Source organism: Cellulomonas taurus, from assembly GCF_012931845.1.
Lineage (GTDB): Bacteria > Actinomycetota > Actinomycetes > Actinomycetales > Cellulomonadaceae > Cellulomonas > Cellulomonas taurus.
This window is the reverse complement of sequence record NZ_CP051884.1, coordinates 1,875,787-1,895,115: the sequence shown is the minus strand read 5'-3', so window position 1 is coordinate 1,895,115 and position 19,329 is coordinate 1,875,787. Positions and strand designations below refer to the sequence as shown.

Genomic DNA, 19,329 nt, shown 5'->3' with positions numbered 1-19,329 from the left:
GCTCAGCCCCCTAGGCCCTTGTCCCGGCGTCTCAGGTAGCGCTCGAACTCCTGCGCGATCGCCTCGCCGCTGGCCTCCGGGAGATCGGCGGTGTCCTTCGCCTCCTCCAGCTGGCGCACGTACTCGGCGATCTCGCTGTCCTCCCCCGCGAGTTCGTCCACGCCGTCCTGCCATGCTGCCGCGTCCTCCGGCAGATCGCCCAGCGGGATCGGCTCACCGATCAGCTGCTCGATCTTGTGCAGCATGGCGAGCACCGCCTTGGGCGACGGCGGGTGGGCGACGTAGTGCGGCACCGCCGCCCACAGCGACAGGGTGCGCAGCCCCCGGGCGGCAGCCTCGTGCTGCAGCACCCCGACGATGCCGGTCGGGCCCTCGTAGCTGTTCGACTCCACGTCCAGCAGGCCGCGCACCGCCCGGTCCTCGCTGGTCACCGTGACCGGGATCGGCCGGGTGTGCGGCACGTCGGCCAGCAGTGCGCCCAGGGTGATCACCGTCTCGGTGCGCAGGCCGCCGGCGATGTCCAGCAGCTCACCGCAGTACCGGCGCCAGCGCATCGACGGCTCGATGCCGTGCACCAGGACGATCGTCCGGCCGGTGCGCGGGGCGGTGGCGACCGCGACCGCGGTGGACGGCCAGGTGATCTCCCGGTTGCCCTCCGGGGTCAGGGCGATCACCGGGCGGTTCACCTGGAAGTCGTGGTACTCCTCCGGGTCGAGCTCGTCCACCTGCTCGGCGCCCCAGACCTCGTGCAGGTGTTCCAGTGCCTGGCTCGCGGCGGACCCGGCGTCGTTCCACCCCTCGAAGGCGGCGAGCAGGATCGGACCGTCACCGGGCAGGGCGGGCATCGCCGCGGGGGTGGTCGACTGGTCGCTCATCCGACCAGCCTAGGACCTGGCGGCGACACCGCCCGGGATGCACCGCGGTGTGGGCGACGGGTGGTGGGATGTCCCGGTGTCCGTCGTCCTGGTCGCCGCCGATCCCACCCGCCCGGGTGTGGTCGAGCTCCGGTCGGCACCCGACACCGCGACGGTCGTGGCCGAGGGGCTCGGGGCCGGCCGGACGGTTCCGCGCGAGCAGCTGGCCGCATCGGTGGCAGCGCTGGAGGAGGCGGAGCATCCACGCTGGGTCTGGGACGACACCGAACGCTGGTACCCGGAGCTGCTCGCCGCCGGGGTCCGGGTGCGCCGCGCCCACGACCTGCGGCTCTGCCACGCCATCCTGCGCCGGTCCAGCCGCACCACCGGCACCCGGTTCGCCGCCGCGCCGCCCACCGCCTGGGACGCCGCCGGTCCGACGGTCGAGCCGGCACCGCCCAGCCTGTTCGACGACCTGGAACCGGCCGTCGCCGGACTGCCCGACCCCGCGACCGAGTACCGCGAGCAACTCCGCTGCCTGGTCGATTCCCAGGACGACGGGCGACTGCGCCTGCTGCTGGCCGCGGAGTCCGTCGGCGCCCTGATCGCGGACGAACTGCGCTTCGACGGCCTGCCCTGGCGGGCCGACCTGCACGACGTGCTGCTCACCGACCTGCTCGGACCCCGGCCACCCGAGGGCCAACGGCCGGCCAAGCTGCAGGAACTCGCGCAGGTCATCGCCGCCGCCCTCGAACGCCCCGGGCTCAACCCCGACTCGCCCCCCGAACTGCTGCGCGCCCTGCGGGCCGCCGGGCTCGACGTCGCCACCACCCGCAAGTGGGAGCTGCGCCAGCACGACCACCCCGTGATCGAGCCGCTGCTGGCCTACAAGAAGCTGGCCCGGCTGCTGACCGCCAACGGCTGGGCCTGGATGGACCGCTGGGCGACCGGTGGCCGGTTCCGGCCGGACTACGTACCCGCCGGGGTGGTCACAGGTCGGTGGGCGTCCAGCGGCGGGGGAGCCCTGCAACTGCCCGCCGGGATCCGGTCGGCGGTGCGGGCCGATCCCGGCCATGTCCTGGTGGTCGCCGACGCCGCCCAGCTGGAGCCGCGGGTGCTGGCGGCGATGTCCGGCGACCGGGCGATGGCCGCCGCCGGTCGTCAGGCCGACCTCTATGAGGCGGTGGTCCAGGCCGGGATCGTCCAGGACCGGCAGCAGGCGAAGTACGCCATGCTCGGCGCGATCTACGGCGCGACCACCGGTGCGAGCGCGATGCTGATGCCCCAGCTCGCCCGGGGATACCCGCAGGCGGTGGAACTGGTCGAACGGGCGGCCCGGGCCGGTGAGCGCGGCGAACAGGTCACCACCTGGCTCGGCAGGTCCTCACCGCTGCCCTCCGCCGACAGCCGGGCCGAGCGCCTCGCGGCCGGGGGAGAGGGCGGCGACGAGTCGACCGCCCGGGAGGCCCGACGGCACGCCCGCGACTGGGGTCGGTTCACCCGCAACTTCGTCGTCCAGGGCACCGCCGCCGAATGGGCACTCTGCTGGATGGCGGTGCTGCGGCAACGGCTGGTCGGGCTGCCCGGGCGCCCGCACCTGGTCTTCTTCCTGCACGACGAGCTGATGGTGCACAGCCCGGTGGACCAGGCGGAGATCGTCGCCCAGGCGGTGCGGGACTCGGCGGTGGAAGCGGGCCGCCTGCTGTTCGGTGACACCCCGGTGGAGTTCGCGCTGGACCTGGCGGTGGTCGACTCCTACGACCAGGCGGGCTGACCTACCCTGGCACCGTGATCCTGACCGCCGCCGACTGGCAGCCGCTGGCCGCCGCCCACGAGGCCCGGGCCGACGCCCTGACCGCCGGGCACCGGGACCGCACCGCCCGGCGGGAGCGACACGCGATCGACGACTTCCTGTTCGACTACTACTCCGCCAAACCCGGTCAGCTGCGCCGCTGGCACCCCGGCGCCGGTGTCACCCTGCTCCCCGGCGACGGGATCCCGCACGCCGACTGGCGCTGGTACCGCACGGCGCCCGACGGCTCCGTGACACTGGACGTCGCGGCGTTCGTGGCCGACCGGGGCAGCACCGTGCGGTTCGTGCACGGCCTGCTGTCGGCCACCGCGTCCCGGCCGATCGCCACCGGCTGCTTCGGCCTGCACGAATGGGCGATGGTCTACCGCGAGGCACCCGGACAGCACCGACACGCCCTGCCGCTGCGGCTGGGCGAGTCCGGCACCGACACCGTGGTCGAGACGCACCGGATCCGCTGCACCCACATCGACGCGTACCGGTTCTTCACCCCGGAGGCCGCGCCGCTGAACGCCCTGCGACCCACCCGTGAGACCCAGATCGCCGACGACCAGGGCGGGTGCCTGCACGCCAACATGGACCTGTACAAGTGGGCGCAGAAGCTCGGCCCGCTCTGCCCCGGCGACCTGCTGCTGGACAGCTTCGAGCTGGCGGCCGAGATCCGGGTGACCGACATGCAGGCATCGCCCTACGACGTGTCCGGCTACGGGTTGGAGCCGGTGGCGATCGAGACGCCGGAGGGCAAGGCGGAGTACGTGCGGCGGCAGCGGGGGTTCGCGGAGCGGGCGGCGGGGATCCGGGGGCGGATCGTCGCCGTCGCGGCGGCCGTCGTGGGCGAGGACGCCAGCTAGGCGTCGGCCGAGCCCTCGGTCATCTCACCGCGACCGTCGGCGTCTCAGTACCGGAACGCCGCCACCCGGTCCCGCAGCTCGGCGGACATCCCCGCCAGGTCGCGCACCGCGGTCTCCACCTCGCGCAGCACGTCGGTCGACCGTTCGGCGGCCCCCGCCACCCCGGTGATGGTGCTGGCGATCTCCCCGGAGCCGGTGGCGGCCTCCGCGACCGAGCGGGACATCTCGTTGGTGGTCGCAGTCTGCTCCTCCACCGCCGAGGCGATGGTCAGCTGGTAGTCGTTGATCCGGGCGATGATGCTGGAGATCTCGCCGATCGCCCCGACGGCGCCGGTGGTGTCGGCCTGGATCGCCTCGACCCGGCGGGCGATGTCCTCGGTGGCCTTGGCGGTCTCCTGCGCCAGTTCCTTGACTTCCCCGGCCACGACCGCGAAGCCCTTGCCAGCCTCCCCGGCGCGCGCGGACTCGATGGTCGCGTTCAATGCCAACAGGTTCGTCTGCTCGGCGATGCTGGTGATCACCTTGATGACGTTGCCGATCTCTGCCGACGACGCGCCGAGCCGGGCGACCTGCTCGTTGGTGAGCGCGGCGGCGTTGGTGGCCTCACCCGCGACCTTGGCCGCCTGCGAGGCGTTCTGCGCGATTTCCCGGATGCTGGCGCCCATCTCCTCCGCACCGGCGGCGACGGTCTGCACGTTCCGCGACACCTGCTCCGCGGCGGCGGCGACCACCCCGGCCTGGTTCGACGTCTCCTGGGCCCGGCCGAGCACCGCCTGACTGGCACCGGACATCTGTGCGGCGGCACCGGCGATGGTGGTGGACACCCCTGCGACGGACGACAGGGTGCTGCGCAGTGACTGCTGGGCGGCGGCCAGGGCGGCGGCCATCCGGCCGAGCTCGTCGGTGGAGCGCACGTCGGGTGCGACCGTGAGGTCACCCTCGGCCAGCGCGTCCAGGGAGCGACCGACCTGACGGACGGTCCTGGTGATCTGCCGGGTGACCAGGGCCGCGATCACCAGCGCGATCAGGACCCCGGCGGCGAGCGCGGCGATCAGCAGGGTGCGGGTGCTGGACACCAGCGCGTTTCCGTGGGCGAACTCGGTGGCGGCGGCCTCCGACTTGGCCTCCGCCTCGCCCGAGATCGCGTCCAGCGCCCCATCGGCGTTCGGGTAGATCTGCTCGGTGTACAGCGCCGACAGCGCGCCGTCGCTCGCTCCCGCGTCCACGGCCGGGACGAACTGCTCGGCGAAGTTCCGGTGGAAGGCGGTGGCCAGGTCGATCGCGTCGTCCACCCGCCCCGGGTCGGCCGCGTGCGGCCGGTAGTCGGCCAGCTCGTCCAGCAGCTGGTCGCCCCGGTCGGCGATCTCGGCCGCCAGGTCGGCCCGGTCCGCGGCGGCGGTGAAGCCGTACTGGTTCGCGCGCACCCGGCTGCCCTGCAGCGTGCGCTGGATCTGGTCCAGCTCCTGCAACGGCTGCACGTCGGCCTGGTACAGGGTGCGCTGCCCCTCGCCGAGCTGCTGCACGCTGCTGATCGCGAGCAGGCCCATGCCGGCGGCGACGATGGTCAGGACGGCGACGATCGCACCGATCTTCTGCGCGATCGGGCGGTTGGCGAACCAGGAGCTGCGGGGGGTCATGCCCGCCTGATCGGCGCCGGCTCACCGTGATCGAGCAACCGGGCCGGTGGGCGTCCTCACAGGGTGAAACCGGCGTGCGGCGGGAACTTTCCACCACCGGCGCACGGCCCCGCCCCGCCCGGCCACCGCCGTCGCTTCACCTGCCGTCCACCCGCCCGGGTTACGGTGGTCGGAATCCCCGCAGCCCGCCCGACAGGAGAACCCCGTGACCCACCCCGCCCTTCCCACCGCTGTGCTCTGGGACATGGACGGCACCCTGGTCAACACCGAGCCGCTGTGGATGGCGGCGGAGACCGAGCTGGTGCACTCCTGGGGTGGGCAGTGGTCGCACGAGGACGGGTTGTCGCTGGTCGGCAACCCGCTGACCACCTCGGCGAGCATCCTGCAGGAGCGCGGTGTCGACCTGAGCCTGGACGAGATCATCGACTACCTGAGCGTGCGGGTGCGCGCCGGGGTCGCCGCCAGCACCCCATGGCAGCCGGGCGCCGAAGCACTGCTGCGGGCGCTGGCCGAGGCCGGGGTGCCGCAGGCGCTGGTGACGTCGTCGTACCGCAATCTGGCGCTGCCCTTCGCCGAGGTCGCCGGGGTGTTCGCCACGGTGGTCGCCGGGGACGACGTGCAGCACGCGAAGCCGCACCCGGAGCCGTATCTGATGGCGGCCGAGCACCTCGGGGTGGACGTGACCCGGTGCGTGATCGTGGAGGACTCGCCGTCCGGCATCGGGTCGGCGGTGGCGGCCGGGGGCCGGGTGCTCGCGGTGGAGGTGTTCACCCCGATCCCGGACCTGCCGGAGCTGAGCGTCACCAGCTCGCTGACCGACATCACGGTCGCGGACCTGGCCCGGATCGGTGCCGGTGACGTGCTGGACAAATTGAGCTGACCTGCGCCGACGGTCGGGTCTACCGTCGGCGGCTCTTGTCGTCGTCGTGAAAGGCACTCCCGTGTTCCCCGTCCAGCTGTCCGGTACCCGCGCGTCCACCCTGATGTGGGCGCCCGAGCACGAGGTCGAACCGGCCGCTGCGCAGCAGCTGCGCCAGATCGCCGCGCTGCCGTGGGTGCACGGCATCCGCGTGATGCCGGACGTCCACCTCGGCAAGGGGGCGACGGTCGGGTCGGTGATCGCGATGCGCGACGCCGTGTCGCCGAACGCGGTCGGGGTGGACATCGGCTGCGGGATGGTCGGGGTGCGCACCTCGCTGACCGCTGCCGACCTGCCGGACGACCTGCACCGGCTGCGGTCGCGGATCGAGCGCGAGGTGCCGGTGGGCCACCACGGGCACAAGACCCCGGTGGACCTGCGGCGGCTGCACCCGCTGGCCCGGGGCGCCCGGTCCGCGGAGGTGCTGTCCGGCGAGGACGCGTTCTGGTCCCGGTTCGGCACGCTCAGCGGCGGGGTGGACCGGATCGAGACCCGGGTGCAGCAGCAGATGGGCACCCTGGGCGGCGGCAATCACTTCATCGAGGTCTGCCTCGACACCGAGGACCAGGTGTGGCTGCAACTGCACTCCGGGTCGCGGAACATCGGCAAGACGCTGGCCGAGCACCATGCCGGGATCGCCAAGGGTCTGGAGCACAACCGGGCGCTGCCGGACCGGGATCTGGCGGTGTTCCTGGCCGGGACCCCGGAGATGGATGCCTACCTGAACGACCTGTGGTGGGCGCAGGAGTACGCGGCCCGGTCCCGGGCGGTGATGATCACCCTGGTCGCGGAGGCGGTCCGGGCGGAGTTCGCCGACCGGGAGGTGACCTTCGACGAGGCGGTGAACGTGCACCACAACTACGTCGCCACCGAGCGGATCGACGGCGCCGACCTGATCGTGACCCGGAAGGGGGCGATCCGGGCCGGTGCCGGTGACCTCGGTCTGATCCCCGGGTCGATGGGCACCGGGTCCTACGTGGTGCGGGGCCTGGGCAACCCGGAGTCGTACTGGTCGGCGTCGCACGGTGCCGGTCGGCGGATGTCCCGGACCGCGGCGAAGAAGCACTTCACGCTGGACGACCTGGCCGAGCAGACCGCCGGGGTGGAGTGTCGGAAGGATGCCGGGGTGCTGGATGAGATCCCGGGTGCGTACAAGGACCTCGACTCGGTGATCGCCGCGCAGAGCGACCTGGTCGAGGTCGTGGCGCGGCTGCGCACGATCCTCTGCGTCAAGGGCTGACCCGACGGGCCGGCATCGGGGACATCCCCGGTACCGGCCCGTGTCGGGTCACCGTCCGACCAGGGACATCCTGTACTCGTCGTACCGGTTCCCGGCGACCGGGATCCGGGCGGTGAGCGCGTTCAGATCGGCCAGGTCGTCGGCGGAGAGAGCCACGGCCGTGGCGGCGGCGTTCTCCTCGACCCGGCTCAGCCGCCGGGTGCCGGGGATGGGGACGATCCACGGCTGCTGGGCCAGCAGCCAGGCGAGTGCGATCTGACCGGGGGTGACGCCCTTCGCCTCCGCGACGGCGCGCACCTGGGCGACCAGTGCCTGGTTCGCGTCCAGGTTCTCGGCCGAGAACCGTGGCACCCGGGTGCGGATGTCGCCCTCGGTGAAGGGCGTCGAGGTGTCGACGGTGCCGGTCAGGAAGCCCTTGCCCAGCGGGCTGAACGGCACGAAGCCGATCCCGAGCTCGGCCAGGGTGGGCAGCACCTCCGGCTCGGGGTCGCGGGTCCACAGCGAGTACTCGGACTGCACGGCGGTCACCGGGTGCACGGCGTGCGCGCGCCGGATGGTGTCGGCGGCCGCCTCCGACAGCCCGAAGTGCCGCACCTTCCCGGCCTGCACCAGCTCGGCGACCGTCCCCGCGACGTCCTCGATCGGCACGTTCGGGTCGACCCGGTGCTGGTAGAACAGGTCGATCACGTCGGTCCGCAACCGGCGCAGGGACGCGTCGGCGACGCGGCGGATCTGCTCGGGACGGGAGTCGACGCCCTGCATCCGTCCGTCGACGATGTTCCAGCCGAACTTGGTCGCGATGACGACCCGGTCGCGGATCGGGGCGAGGGCCTCGCCGACGAGCTCCTCGTTGACGTAGGGGCCGTAGACCTCGGCGGTGTCGACGAACGTGACACCCCGCTCGACGGCGCCGCGCAGCACGCCGATCATGTCCGCGCGGTCGCCCGGGTTCGGACCGTAGCTCTGGGACATGCCCATCGCGCCGAGCCCGATCGCCGAGACCTCGAGTCCCTGGCCGAGCGTCCTGGTGTGCATGGTGAACCTCCTGGGTCGATGACGACCTCAGTCGACCACCGGCGGCGTGACCAGGGGAGTCCCTGCTGAACCGGGGTACTGGGAGTACCCCTCGGTCACCGACCAGGATGCGAGCAATGTGAGGGCGTCCGCGCTGGGGCTGCCCGGCTGCGCGGTGTACACCAGCAGGGTCAGGTCCGGGGCGGCGGCGATCGACAGGGAGTCGTACATCAGCTCGACCCGTCCGACCACGGGGTGCCGGATCTGCTTCACGCCGCCGGTGTGCAGGTGCACGTGGTGCGCCGCCCACCGGGTGCGGAAGTCCTCTGAGCGGGTGGACAGCTCGCCGATCAGCAGGTTCAGCTCCCGGTCGTGCGGCATCCGACCGGCTGCCGACCGCAGGACACCCACCGTGTCGTCGGCCGCCCGCTCCCAGTTCACCCAGAAGTCCTGCGACGCCGGGTCCAGGAACACGAATCGGGCGTGGTTCGCCGGGCCGGCCGGGCTGGTCACCAGCGGGTGGTACAGCGCACGGCCGAGGGGGTTGGTCGCCAGCACGGTGAGCCGGTCGTCCCGGACCACGGCCGGGGTCCCGGTGATCGAGTCCAACAGCACCCGGATGCTGGTCGGGACGGTGAGATCCGGGGTACGGGCGCGCCGACTGCGTGGCCCTCGGGCGGCCGCCGCCAGATCGCTCAGGTGACGCTGCTCGGCGTCGTCCAGGCGCAGGACCCGGGCGAGCGCGTCCAACACCTGGTCGGACGCCCCGCCGAGGTTCCCGCGTTCCAGCCGGATGTAGTAGTCGCTCGACATCCCGGCGAGCATCGCGACCTCCTCGCGGCGCAGACCCGGCACCCGGCGGTTCGACCCGTAGGTCGGCAGGCCCGCCTGTTCCGGGGTGATCCTGGCGCGACGTGACCGGAGGAAGTCGCGCACCTCCTCGCGGTTGTCCATGCCGACCACGGTACGACGGGTGGGCCCGCGCCAGGAGGCCCTGTCAGGACCTCCCGGTCAGCCGGCGAGCGGCACCACCCCGAGCGCCGACTCCACCGCACCGGTGGGGATCTCCGGCGGCACCCCGCCGAAGGCCGGGCAGATGCTGCGGTGCGCACACCAGTCGCAGAGCTTCGACGTGCGCGGGGCCCACTCGCCGGTGCGGGCACACTCCTCGATCCGCTCCCAGAGTGCGCGCAACCGCTGTTCCAGGGTGCGCATCTCCGCCTCGCTGGGCGCGTGCCGCACCACCGTCCCATCGCCGAGGTAGACCAGCTGCAACAGGGTCGGCAGCACCCCGCGTTCGCGCCAGAGCACGTAGGAGTAGAACCGCATCTGGAACAGCGCGTTGCCCTCGTAACCGGCGCGGGGCGACTTGCCGGTCTTGTAGTCGACCACCCGGAGCCGCCCGTCCGGCGCGATGTCCAGCCGGTCCACGATGCCGCGCAGCTGCGGTCCGTCCGCCAACTGGGTGCGCACGTTCAGCTCCCGCTCGCCGGGCTGCAACCGGTTCGGGTCCTCCAAGGTGAAGTAGGTGTCCAGCAACAGCCGGGCGCTGGTCAGCCACTCCTGCCGACCCGCCTCGTCCGCGAACAGCTCGACCACCTCGGGCTGGCGTTCCACCAGGGCGTCCCAGGCCGCGGGCACCAGGTCGTGGGCGGCCGCCGGGGTGCGCTGCCCGAGCGGCAGGTCGTACAGCCGTTCCAGCACGGTGTGCACCAGCGTGCCGCGCGCGGCCGCGGAACTCGGCGGCTCGGGCAGTCGGTCGACCACCCGGAACCGGAACAGCAGCGGGCACTGCTGGAAGTCGTTCGCGCGGGAAGGGGAGAGCCCGGGCACCCTGGTCCTGACCGCCTCGTGTCCGGCGGACTCCTCCGCCTCGGCAGCCGTCTCTCCGGGCACCACGACCGGCCCGTCGATGGCGGGTCCGTCGAGCAGCAGCGGGTCGGTGTCGGTCACGGGTCGAGCGTAGGCCCCGCCACCCACACGTCTGCCTCCCGCCACCCGCACGCCGACGCCCCCGGCCCCGCGCGCACAGCCGTCGCGCACCGCGCCCCCGTACCCTGTCCGCCGTGCCCCCTCACACCCGCGGACTGGTGATCGGTCGCGTCGCCGGCGCCCCGATCGTCCTCACGCCCAGCAGCGCCCTGATGGCCGTGATCATCGCGCTGCTGTTCGCGCCGACCTTCAGCACCCAACTGGGGATCGGCACCGGCTCGGCCTACGGCATCGCGGCGGTGTTCGCGGTGATCCTGCTGCTGTCGGTGCTGGTGCACGAGCTGGCGCACGGCCTGGTCGCCGGGGCCTTCGGCCTGCGGGTGCGCGAGTTCGCCCTCACCCTGCTCGGCGGCCACACCCAGCTGACCACCACCCCGCTCGGTCCGGGGGTCGCCGCGCTGATCGCCGTCTGCGGCCCGCTGTCCAATCTGGTGCTGGCCGCGGTGCTCGGCATCGGGGCGTCGGTGGCCCCGGACGGTGGTGCCGCCTACGTGGTGCTGTACGCGGCCGCCGCGGCGAATCTCTTCGTCGGGGTGCTGAACCTGGTGCCCGGCCTGCCGCTGGACGGCGGCCAGGTGCTGGAATCGCTGGTGTGGGCGGTCACCAGGAACCGGCGCACCGGCACCGTGGTCGCCGCCTGGGCCGGCCGGGTGGTCGCCGTCGGCTTCGTGCTGGCGGTGCTCGGCTGGCAGGCCGGCAGCCGGTGGGGCATCGACCTCTATCAGGTGGTGTGGGCCGCCGTGGTGGGCGCGTTCCTGTGGACCGGCGCGAGCCAGGCGCTGCGCCAGGCCCGGACCCAGCAGCGGGTGGACGGCTTCACCGTCGAGTCCCTGGGCGTGCGCGCGGTGGGCGTGGCGGCGACGGCAATGCTGGCCGAGGCCGACGCCGCGCGCAGTGTCACCGGTGCCGATGCCGTGGTGCTGCTCAGCCCGGACGGTCGGCCCGCGGCCTACGTCGACCCGGCCGCCGCGCAGACGGTGCCCGGTGCCGAGCGCACCCGGGTGCCGGTGACGGCGGTGGCGGTCGGGCTTCCGGCCGGTGCGGTGGTGGACGCGTCCCTGACCGGCGAGGAACTGCTGTCGGCGTTGGCCGCCGTGAGCCGGTTCGCCCCGGTGATGGTCGCGGTGAGGGGGCCGCAGGTGGTCGCGCTGGTGCGTGGCGCGGACGTCGCGGCCCGACTCCGCTCCTAGACTTGCCGCCCGTGACCCATGACGACCTGCCGCCCGTGTCCCACGACGACGCCCGCCCCGTGCCCGACGGCCCGGGCTCCGGAGGCGACCAGGGCTCCAGCGAGGAGGGTCCCACCGGTGCCCACCTGCGCCGTGGACCGTTCCGGGTCGGCGAACGGGTCCAGCTGACCGACCCCAAGGGCCGGCTGCACACGATCACGCTGCACCCGGACGCCACCTTCCACACCCACAAGGGCTACTTCCGGCACGAGGACCTGATCGGCTCCCCGGAGGGGAGCGTCATCGCGAACACCGGCGGCATCGAGTACCTGGCGATGCGTCCGTTGCTGTCCGACTACGTGCTGTCGATGCCGCGCGGCGCCGCGGTGGTCTACCCCAAGGACGCCGGGCAGATCGTCGCGATGGCGGACATCTTCCCCGGGGCCCGGGTGGTCGAGGCCGGGGTCGGCTCCGGTGCGCTGACCATGTCGCTGCTCCGGGCGGTCGGTGACCACGGGATGCTGCACTCGATCGAGCGCCGGGAGGACTTCGCCGCGATCGCGCGCGGCAACGTCGAGGCGTTCTTCGGTGGGCCGCACCCCGCCTGGCGGGTGAGCATCGGCGACCTGTCCGACGTGCTGCCGATCGCCGAGCAGCCCGGCACCGTCGACCGCGTGGTGCTGGACATGCTCGCCCCGTGGGAAAACCTGGACGCGGTGGCGCAGGCCCTGGTGCCCGGCGGCGTGTTCATCAGCTACGTCGCCACCACGACCCAGCTGTCCCGGCTGTCCGAGGACCTGCGGGCCGACGGCCGGTTCACTGAGCCGCAGGCGTGGGAGACCATGATCCGGGGCTGGCACCTGGAGGGTCTGTCGGTCCGGCCCGAGCACCGGATGATCGGCCACACCGGATTCCTGCTGTCCACCCGGCGGCTCGCGGACGGCGTGATCCCGCCGGAGCGCAAGCGCCGCCCGGCGCCGTCCAAGGACCTGGTCGACGAGTCCGGCGCGGTGGAGAGCACCCGCTCGCACCTGGACCTGCCGGACGAGGCGTGGACCCCGGAGGCGATGGGCGAGCGGCCGATCTCGGAGAAGAAGCTGCGCCGGGTCCGCCGGGACGTCGGACAGGCCCCCGAGGACCAGTGACACGCCGGTCCACCCGCTGACCGCATCGCGCGGAATGTCCGCCCGCGTGGTTAGCCTGCCGCAACGCCATCAGCCAGGAGGGACCGCGCCATGACGGAACCGACCCCGCAGGAATTCCAGCTGCTCCAGGCCAAGAACCAGCGGTTGTCCGACGCGCTGGTCGCCGCGCGGGACCAGATCATCGAGCTGAAGCGGCAGATCGACGACCTCGCCAAGCCGCCGGCCACCTTCGCCACCTTCCTGTCGCCGCGCGGTGACGGCACGGTGGAGGTGATCTCGGCCGGGCGCAAGATGCACGTCGGGGTCAGCCCCAGCGTCAACACCCGCGCGCTGCGGCCGGGCCAGGAGGTCCGCCTGAACGAGGCGATGACCGTGGTCGAGGCCGGCGGCTACGAGCGGGTCGGGGAACTGGTCACCGTCAAGGAACTCATCGGCACCGACCGCGCGCTGGTGGTCGGACGCGGGGACGACGAGCGGGTGGTCCGGCTGGCGGGTCCGCTGCTCGGCGGCCGGGTGCGGGTCGGTGACGCGCTGACCATCGAGACCCGGTCCAACTTCGTCTTCGAGCGGGTGCCGCGCTCCGAGGTCGAGGACCTGGTGCTGGAGGAAGTGCCGGACATCGACTACACCGACATCGGCGGCCTGGGTCCGCAGATCGAGCAGATCCGCGACGCCGTCGAGCTGCCGTTCCTGCACCCGGAGCTGTTCCGCGAGCACGGGCTCAAGCCGCCGAAGGGTGTGCTGCTGTACGGCCCGCCCGGCTGCGGCAAGACCCTGATCGCCAAGGCCGTCGCCCACTCGCTCGCTGCCACCTCCGCGCAGGTGCGGGGCGAGGACCCGGCCTCGGCGACCAGCTACTTCCTGAACGTCAAGGGTCCGGAGCTGCTGAACAAGTACGTCGGCGAGACCGAGCGGCACATCCGGCTGATCTTCAGCCGCGCCCGGGAGAAGGCGTCGCAGGGTCACCCGGTGGTGGTGTTCTTCGATGAGATGGAATCGCTGTTCCGCACCCGCGGCACCGGGGTGTCATCGGACACCGAGACCACGATCGTCCCGCAGCTGCTGGCCGAGATCGACGGCGTGGAGCGGCTGGAGAACGTGATCGTGATCGGCGCCTCGAACCGTGAGGACATGATCGATCCGGCCATCCTGCGGCCGGGTCGACTGGACGTGAAGATCAAGATCGAGCGCCCGGACGCCGAGGGGGCCAGGGAGATCTTCGCCAAGTACCTCACCCCCGACCTGCCGATCCACCCGGACGACCTGGCCGAGCACCACGGATCGCAGGCCGAGGCGGTGGAGGCGATGATCCACCGCACCGTGGAGCGGATGTACTCCGAGGAGGACGTGAACCGCTTCCTGGAGGTCACCTACGCCAGCGGCGACAAGGAGATCCTGTTCTTCAAGGACTTCACCTCCGGCGCGATGATCCAGAACGTCGTCGACCGGGCCAAGAAGTCCGCGATCAAGGATCTGCTCGCCACCGGGCAGCGCGGCCTGCGGGTGGAGCACCTGCTCACCGCCTGCGTGGACGAGTTCACCGAGAACGAGGACCTGCCGAACACCACGAACCCGGACGACTGGGCCCGGATCTCGGGCAAGAAGGGCGAGCGGATCGTCTTCATCCGGACGATCGTGCAGGAGAACAAGAAGAAGGCTGGCGCGGCGGCACCCCGGCGGATCGAGAACGTGCAGAGCACCGGGCAGTACCTCTGAGTCCTCGCTGAGGTCGGTCACAGCGACGACACAGTGCCGGGTGGGGAGATGGACGACGTCCGCTTCTCCCACCCGAAGGGGTGCTCATGCCCACCCTTGCCCTGTTCGCCCTCGACCTGGCCGCGGTCGTCGTCCTCACCTTCGTCCTCTACTTCCCCCGACACCGTCGACGTGATCTGGTCGCCGCCTTCATCGGGGTGAACGTCGGGGTGCTCGCCGTGGCCGGTGCACTGTCCACCAGCACCGTCGGCGCGGGCCTCGGCCTCGGCCTGTTCGGCGTGCTGTCGATCATCCGGCTGCGCTCGTCGGAGATCACCCAGCACGAGGTGGCGTACTACTTCGCCGCGCTGGCCCTCGGCCTGCTGGGTGGCCTCGGCGCGACCCTGGGCTGGTCGGCCGCGGCGATGATGGGGCTGATCCTGGTCGCGCTGTACATCGGCGATCACCCCCGGCTGCTGTGCCGCTACCGGCAGCAGACCGTGGTGCTGGACCGCGCCTACCCGGATCGCGCGGAGCTGACCGCCCGGTTGGAGGAACTGCTCGGTGCCGGGGTCCGGGACGTGAGCGTGCTCCGTCTGGACCTGGTGGACGACGTCACCTGGGTGGATGTGCGGTACGAGGAAGGCGCCCGCGCGATCAGCGCCGCGGTCCCGGCGTGTGCGCTGGTCGATGCCCGATGAGCACCACGATCGTCGACCGCCTGGACCTGGCCCCGATCGGCCTGACGGAGCTGACCGCCGAGGCCGAGCTGCTGACCAGGATCGACCGCAAGTACGTGCTCCCGGTGGACGCGCTGGCCCCGCTGCTGGCCGAGCTCCCGACCGGCACCCGTTGCCTGACCATCGGCGACCGGCAGTGCTTCGGCTACCGATCGGTGTACCTGGACACCGGCGCCCTGGACGCCTTCCACTCGGCGGCGGGTCGGCGGCGACGCCGGTTCAAGATCCGCACCCGCAGCTACCTGGACACCGACAGCTGCTGGTTGGAGGTCAAGACCCGCGGCCCCCGGGGGAACACGGTGAAGCAGCGCCGCGAGCACCCGGATCCGGAGGGGCTGGCCGCCGGACTGCCCTTCGTCCGGGCCGCCCTGTCCGAGGCCGGGGTGCAGCCGCCCGAGGTGCTGGACCTGGCACCGGTGCTGGTCACCGAGTACCGCCGGACCACCCTGCGCCTGCCGGACGGCAACCGGGCCACCATCGACACCGACCTGGCGTTCTCCACCCCGTGCGGTGTCGACCGGACCGGCCTCCCGCGCCGGGTGATCGTCGAGACCAAGAGCGCCCACGGTGCCGGCCCGCTGGACCACCTGCTGTGGCGCAACGGTCACCGCCCGGACCGGATCTCCAAGTACGCCACCGGCCTGCTGCTGCTGCACCCCGACGTGACCGGACGACCCTGGCGCCGCACCCTGCGCCGGGTCGTCGGCTGAACCCCCACCACCCCAAGGAGCTCCGCCATGCGCCGTTCGATCCACACCGTCATCGCCGTCTCGACCGCCCTCACGCTGGCCCTGGCCGGGTGTTCCGCGCCGAGCGCCGACCCGGTCGCCGCCACGGTCGGGGCAGCGTCGGACACCGCCACCACCGCCGAAGCCGTGCTGGCCGAGAACGCCGAGCACCTGACGTCCGCCGACCTCGACCCGGGCGAGGCCACCAGCACGATCACCCTGACCGGCGACTCGGCCACCGTGGACGGCGCGGGGGTCACCGTGGACGGCAGCACCGTCACCGTCACCGCCGCCGGGACCTACACCGTCACCGGATCGCTGACCGGACAACTGGTGGTGGCCGCCGGGGCCGAGGACGACGTGGTGCTGATCCTGGACGATGCCGAGATCACCGGGTCCACCGGTTCGGCGATCCTGGTCAGCACGGCGAACGCCGTGGGGGTGGAGCTCGCTGACGGCAGCACCACCACCCTGACCGACGCCGCCGGGTACACGAACACCGAGGGTCCGACCGCTGCCCTGTCCGCCGATGTCGACCTGGTCGTCTCCGGCACCGGGGCGCTGTCGGTGAGCGCGAACGCCGAGGACGGCATCGCCTCCTCCGACGGGCTGACCATCGAGGGCGGCACGATCACCGTCGCCGCTGTCGACGACGGGGTGCGCGGCAAGCATTCGCTGGTGGTCAGCGGGGGGACCCTGGACGTGACATCCGGCGGCGACGGTCTGACCGCGAACGAGGACGTGGACGCCACCGAGGGCTACGTCCTGCTCTCCGGCGGCACGATCACCGTGGTCGCCGACGGGGACGCCGTGCAGGCCGAGACGGATCTGGTGGTCACCGGTGGCACCCTGGACCTGACCGCCGGTGGCGGAGCGAGGGCGGCCGTCGACGACGCGGTGTCGACCAAGGGCCTGAAGTCCGGCGTGGTCACCGTGATCGAGGACGGGACGATCACCGTCGACTCCTCGGATGACGCGGTGCACACCAACGGCACCGCCACGGTCAGCGGCGGTGATCTGACGCTGACCACCGGGGACGACGGCATCCACGCCGACACCGCGCTCGACGTCACCGGAGGATCGGTCCAGGTGGCCGGGTCGTACGAGGGGTTGGAGGCCGAGGCGATCACGCTGTCCGGCGGCACCATCGAGGTCACCGCCTCCGACGACGGGATCAACGCGGCCGCCGGCGAGACCGAGGACGCCCAGGGCGACTGGTCGCAGAGCACCGGCACCGCCACCCTGGACATCACCGGCGGCTCGGTGGTGGTGCACGCGGGCGGGGACGGGCTGGACGTGAACGGCTCGGCGACCATGACCGGCGGCACGGTGATCGTGCACGGCCCCGAGACCGGTGCGAACGGCGCGATGGACTACGACGGCACCTTCACCGTCACCGGGGGCACCCTGGTCGCGGTCGGTGTGGTCGGCATGGTGCAGGAGCCCGCCACCGGCGACCAGGGGTGGATCAGCGCCCAGGTGCAGCTGGACGCCGGGGAGACCGTGCAGATCGCGGACGCCGACGGCACGGTGCTCGCCACCCTGGTCACCGAGGAGTCGGTCGGCTCGGTGGTGGTCAGCATGGCCGGGATCACCGAGGGCGAGGAGTACCAGGTGCTCACCGGTGGGACGGCGGCCGGGGAGGCGGTCGGCGGCTTCTCGCTCGGTGGCGACAGCACCGGGAGCAGTGTCGCGGCGACGGTCACCGCGGGCGAGTCGGCTGGCGGCGGGATGGGTGGCGGACCCGGCGGCGGGATGCCCGCGGCACCCGGCCGGAACTGAGCTGCGGCCCACGTCCCCGGCCCCGACGCGGGCGGGGGACGTGCGGCCGTCGGTGCGCCGGGCGTGGGCCGCCGGTCGCGGGTGCGGCCTAGGCTGATGGGGTGACTGTGCGGCGCGTGATGGGGATCGAGACCGAGTACGGCGTCCTGCAACCGGGGAAGGCGCCTGCCAACCCGATGCTGCTGTCGTCCCATGTGGTGGCGGTGCACGCCCCGGCCAAGCAGGCGGGCCGCACCAAGGCCCGGTGGGACTACGACGACGAGGACCCGCTGCAGGACGCGCGCGGGTTCCACCTGCAGCGGGCGGCTGCGCACCCGTCGCTGTTGACCGACGACCCGGCTCGTCCGGCCCCGAGCGGTGACGACCCGGACTCGGGAGCGGCCACCGGGCCCTCGGCGCCCCAGCCCCGTCCCCGCCCCGAGTTCGACGAGTACGAGGACCCGGGCGCGGTCAACGTCATCCTGACCAACGGCGCCCGGCTCTACGTCGACCACGCGCACCCCGAGTACTCCTCGCCGGAGGTGACCAGCCCGCGGGACATCGTGCGCTGGGACGTCGCGGGGGAGCGGGTGATGCTGGACTCGGTGCGGGCGCTGTCATCGGTGCAGGCGCTGCCGGATGTCGCGCTGTACAAGAACAACGTCGACGGCAAGGGCGCCACCTACGGCACCCACGAGAACTACCTGGTCGACCGCGCCGTGCCCTTCGGCGACCTGGCGAGCTGGATCACCCCGTTCCTGGTCAGCCGTCAGGTGTTCACCGGCTCCGGCCGGGTCGGCCTCGGTCAGCGCGGGGAGCGGCCCGGGTACCAGCTGTCCCAGCGCGCCGACTACGTCGAGGCCGAGATCGGACTGGAGACCACCCTGCGCCGCCCGATCGTGAACACCCGGGACGAGCCGCACGCCGATCCGGACCTGTGGCGCCGCCTGCACGTGATCGTCGGCGACGCCAACCTGTTCGAGGTGGCGACCTACCTCAAGACCGGCACCACCTCGCTGGTGCTGTGGCTGATCGAGCAGATCGCCGCCGGATCGGCCTCGCACCTGGCCACCCAGCTGGACGCCCTCACCCTGGCCGACCCGGTGTACGCCTTCGGCCGGGTGAGCCACGACCTGAGTCTGCGCGAACCCCTGGACCTGGCCGACGGCCGGGCGATGACCGCCCTGGACATCCAGCGCGCGTACCTGGCGGCGGTGCGCGGACTGCTGCCCGACCCGGACCCGGAGACCGCCGAGGTGCTGGACCGCTGGTCGTCGATCCTGGACCGACTGGCGACCGACCCCTCCTCCTGCGCGCGGGAAGTCGAATGGGTCGGCAAACTGCGCCTGCTGGACGGGATGCGCCGCCGGGAGCAGCTGGCCTGGGACCACCCCAAGCTGCACGCCGTCGACCTGCAGTGGTCCGACGTCCGCCCCGAACGCGGTCTGTACCACCGTCTCGCCGCCGCCGGTGCGGTCGAGCGCCTCACCACCGAGGCCGAGGTCGAGGACGCGGTCGTGCACCCGCCCACCGACACCCGGGCGTTCTTCCGCGGCGAGGTGATGGCCCGGTTCGGCAGCCAGATCACCGCGGCCAGCTGGGACTCGGTGGTCTTCGACCTGCCCGGCTCGACCTCGCTGCAACGGGTGCCGATGCGCGATCCGCTGCGCGGGACCCGGGAGCACGTCGGCGAGCTGCTCGCGTCCAGCCCAGACGCGACGACGTTGCTGGCGAGACTGGGCGGCTGAGCTGTCCACAGGCGGGTGGCGCCGCC

At 72.6% G+C, this 19,329-nt stretch carries 16 protein-coding genes; 11 read left to right on the top strand and 5 right to left on the bottom strand.

What is annotated here, in order from left to right; translation table 11 throughout:
- Window positions 1-2: 2 nt before the first annotated feature.
- On the bottom strand, window positions 3-875 hold the full coding sequence (locus HGK68_RS08845) for a PAC2 family protein (RefSeq protein WP_246260230.1): 873 nt from the start codon (window positions 873-875) through the stop codon (window positions 3-5).
- Between the two features lie 37 nt (window positions 876-912).
- Here HGK68_RS08845 and HGK68_RS08840 point away from each other — a divergent pair, with 37 nt between their 5' ends.
- Together HGK68_RS08840 and HGK68_RS08835 are read left to right on the top strand one after the other, a co-directional pair.
- Window positions 913-2,628, top strand: coding sequence for a bifunctional 3'-5' exonuclease/DNA polymerase (locus HGK68_RS08840; RefSeq protein WP_169165628.1), 1,716 nt, complete (start codon window positions 913-915; stop codon window positions 2,626-2,628).
- A 20-nt stretch (window positions 2,629-2,648) separates the two neighbouring features.
- Window positions 2,649-3,515, top strand: a complete 867-nt coding sequence (locus HGK68_RS08835) for a 3-methyladenine DNA glycosylase (protein WP_246260721.1) — start codon at window positions 2,649-2,651, stop codon at window positions 3,513-3,515.
- Between the two features lie 44 nt (window positions 3,516-3,559).
- Here HGK68_RS08835 and HGK68_RS08830 read toward each other — a convergent pair whose 3' ends face one another.
- A complete protein-coding gene (locus HGK68_RS08830) occupies window positions 3,560-5,152 on the bottom strand; it encodes a methyl-accepting chemotaxis protein (protein WP_169165627.1) in 1,593 nt (530 codons plus the stop codon).
- A 205-nt stretch (window positions 5,153-5,357) separates the two neighbouring features.
- On the opposite strand from HGK68_RS08830, the gene HGK68_RS08825 reads away from it, so the two are divergent.
- Together HGK68_RS08825 and HGK68_RS08820 are read left to right on the top strand one after the other, a co-directional pair.
- Window positions 5,358-6,032 (top strand): HAD family hydrolase, encoded by a 675-nt coding sequence (locus HGK68_RS08825; RefSeq protein WP_246260229.1) that lies wholly within the window; start codon window positions 5,358-5,360, stop codon window positions 6,030-6,032.
- A gap of 103 nt (window positions 6,033-6,135) precedes the next feature.
- Entirely contained in the window at window positions 6,136-7,311 is a 1,176-nt protein-coding gene (locus HGK68_RS08820) for an RtcB family protein (protein WP_169167033.1), read from the top strand.
- A gap of 48 nt (window positions 7,312-7,359) precedes the next feature.
- On the opposite strand, the gene HGK68_RS08815 is transcribed toward HGK68_RS08820, so the two are convergent.
- The 3 genes from HGK68_RS08815 to HGK68_RS08805 are packed head-to-tail and all read right to left on the bottom strand — an operon-like array spanning window position 7,360 to window position 10,278.
- Window positions 7,360-8,346, bottom strand: a complete 987-nt coding sequence (locus HGK68_RS08815; protein WP_169165626.1) for an aldo/keto reductase — start codon at window positions 8,344-8,346, stop codon at window positions 7,360-7,362.
- A gap of 27 nt (window positions 8,347-8,373) precedes the next feature.
- On the bottom strand, window positions 8,374-9,279 hold the full coding sequence (locus HGK68_RS08810) for a helix-turn-helix transcriptional regulator (RefSeq protein ID WP_169165625.1): 906 nt from the start codon (window positions 9,277-9,279) through the stop codon (window positions 8,374-8,376).
- 57 nt (window positions 9,280-9,336) lie between these two features.
- The gene (locus tag HGK68_RS08805; protein WP_425483645.1) at window positions 9,337-10,278 is read right to left on the bottom strand and encodes a RecB family exonuclease; all 942 of its coding nucleotides are present in this window, start codon (window positions 10,276-10,278) and stop codon (window positions 9,337-9,339) included.
- A gap of 113 nt (window positions 10,279-10,391) precedes the next feature.
- Between HGK68_RS08805 and HGK68_RS08800 the strand changes: the two genes are divergently transcribed.
- From HGK68_RS08800 to dop, 7 genes are all read left to right on the top strand, one after another.
- Entirely contained in the window at window positions 10,392-11,507 is a 1,116-nt protein-coding gene (locus tag HGK68_RS08800; protein WP_246260228.1) for a site-2 protease family protein, read from the top strand.
- Window positions 11,508-11,566: 59 nt separating this feature from the next.
- The gene (locus HGK68_RS08795; protein ID WP_206155862.1) at window positions 11,567-12,631 is read left to right on the top strand and encodes a tRNA (adenine-N1)-methyltransferase; all 1,065 of its coding nucleotides are present in this window, start codon (window positions 11,567-11,569) and stop codon (window positions 12,629-12,631) included.
- A gap of 90 nt (window positions 12,632-12,721) precedes the next feature.
- Window positions 12,722-14,347: a proteasome ATPase gene (gene arc, locus HGK68_RS08790; RefSeq protein WP_169165623.1), complete on the top strand. Its 1,626-nt coding sequence runs from the start codon at window positions 12,722-12,724 to the stop codon at window positions 14,345-14,347.
- A gap of 86 nt (window positions 14,348-14,433) precedes the next feature.
- Window positions 14,434-15,027, top strand: a complete 594-nt coding sequence (locus tag HGK68_RS08785; RefSeq protein WP_169165622.1) for a DUF4956 domain-containing protein — start codon at window positions 14,434-14,436, stop codon at window positions 15,025-15,027.
- Window positions 15,024-15,776 carry a polyphosphate polymerase domain-containing protein gene (locus HGK68_RS08780; protein ID WP_169165621.1) on the top strand — a complete coding sequence of 251 codons (753 nt, stop codon included), beginning with the start codon at window positions 15,024-15,026 and terminating at the stop codon, window positions 15,774-15,776. Before HGK68_RS08785 ends, HGK68_RS08780 begins: the two co-directional genes overlap by 4 nt.
- A gap of 27 nt (window positions 15,777-15,803) precedes the next feature.
- Window positions 15,804-17,576, top strand: a complete 1,773-nt coding sequence (locus tag HGK68_RS08775) for a carbohydrate-binding domain-containing protein (RefSeq protein ID WP_169165620.1) — start codon at window positions 15,804-15,806, stop codon at window positions 17,574-17,576.
- Between the two features lie 101 nt (window positions 17,577-17,677).
- Window positions 17,678-19,303: a depupylase/deamidase Dop gene (dop, locus tag HGK68_RS08770; protein WP_281358338.1), complete on the top strand. Its 1,626-nt coding sequence runs from the start codon at window positions 17,678-17,680 to the stop codon at window positions 19,301-19,303.
- Window positions 19,304-19,329: the final 26 nt, after the last annotated feature.

Coding starts and splice junctions, on each gene's coding strand:
- HGK68_RS08845 (WP_246260230.1), bottom strand. CDS start 875: ATGAGCGACCAGTCGACCACCCCCGCGGCGATGCCCGCCCTGCCCGGT.
- HGK68_RS08840 (WP_169165628.1), top strand. CDS start 913: ATGCACCGCGGTGTGGGCGACGGGTGGTGGGATGTCCCGGTGTCCGTC.
- HGK68_RS08830 (WP_169165627.1), bottom strand. CDS start 5,152: ATGACCCCCCGCAGCTCCTGGTTCGCCAACCGCCCGATCGCGCAGAAG.
- HGK68_RS08820 (WP_169167033.1), top strand. CDS start 6,136: ATGTGGGCGCCCGAGCACGAGGTCGAACCGGCCGCTGCGCAGCAGCTG.
- HGK68_RS08815 (WP_169165626.1), bottom strand. CDS start 8,346: ATGCACACCAGGACGCTCGGCCAGGGACTCGAGGTCTCGGCGATCGGG.
- HGK68_RS08810 (WP_169165625.1), bottom strand. CDS start 9,279: ATGGACAACCGCGAGGAGGTGCGCGACTTCCTCCGGTCACGTCGCGCC.
- arc (WP_169165623.1), top strand. CDS start 12,722: ATGACGGAACCGACCCCGCAGGAATTCCAGCTGCTCCAGGCCAAGAAC.
- HGK68_RS08785 (WP_169165622.1), top strand. CDS start 14,434: ATGCCCACCCTTGCCCTGTTCGCCCTCGACCTGGCCGCGGTCGTCGTC.
- HGK68_RS08780 (WP_169165621.1), top strand. CDS start 15,024: ATGAGCACCACGATCGTCGACCGCCTGGACCTGGCCCCGATCGGCCTG.
- HGK68_RS08775 (WP_169165620.1), top strand. CDS start 15,804: ATGCGCCGTTCGATCCACACCGTCATCGCCGTCTCGACCGCCCTCACG.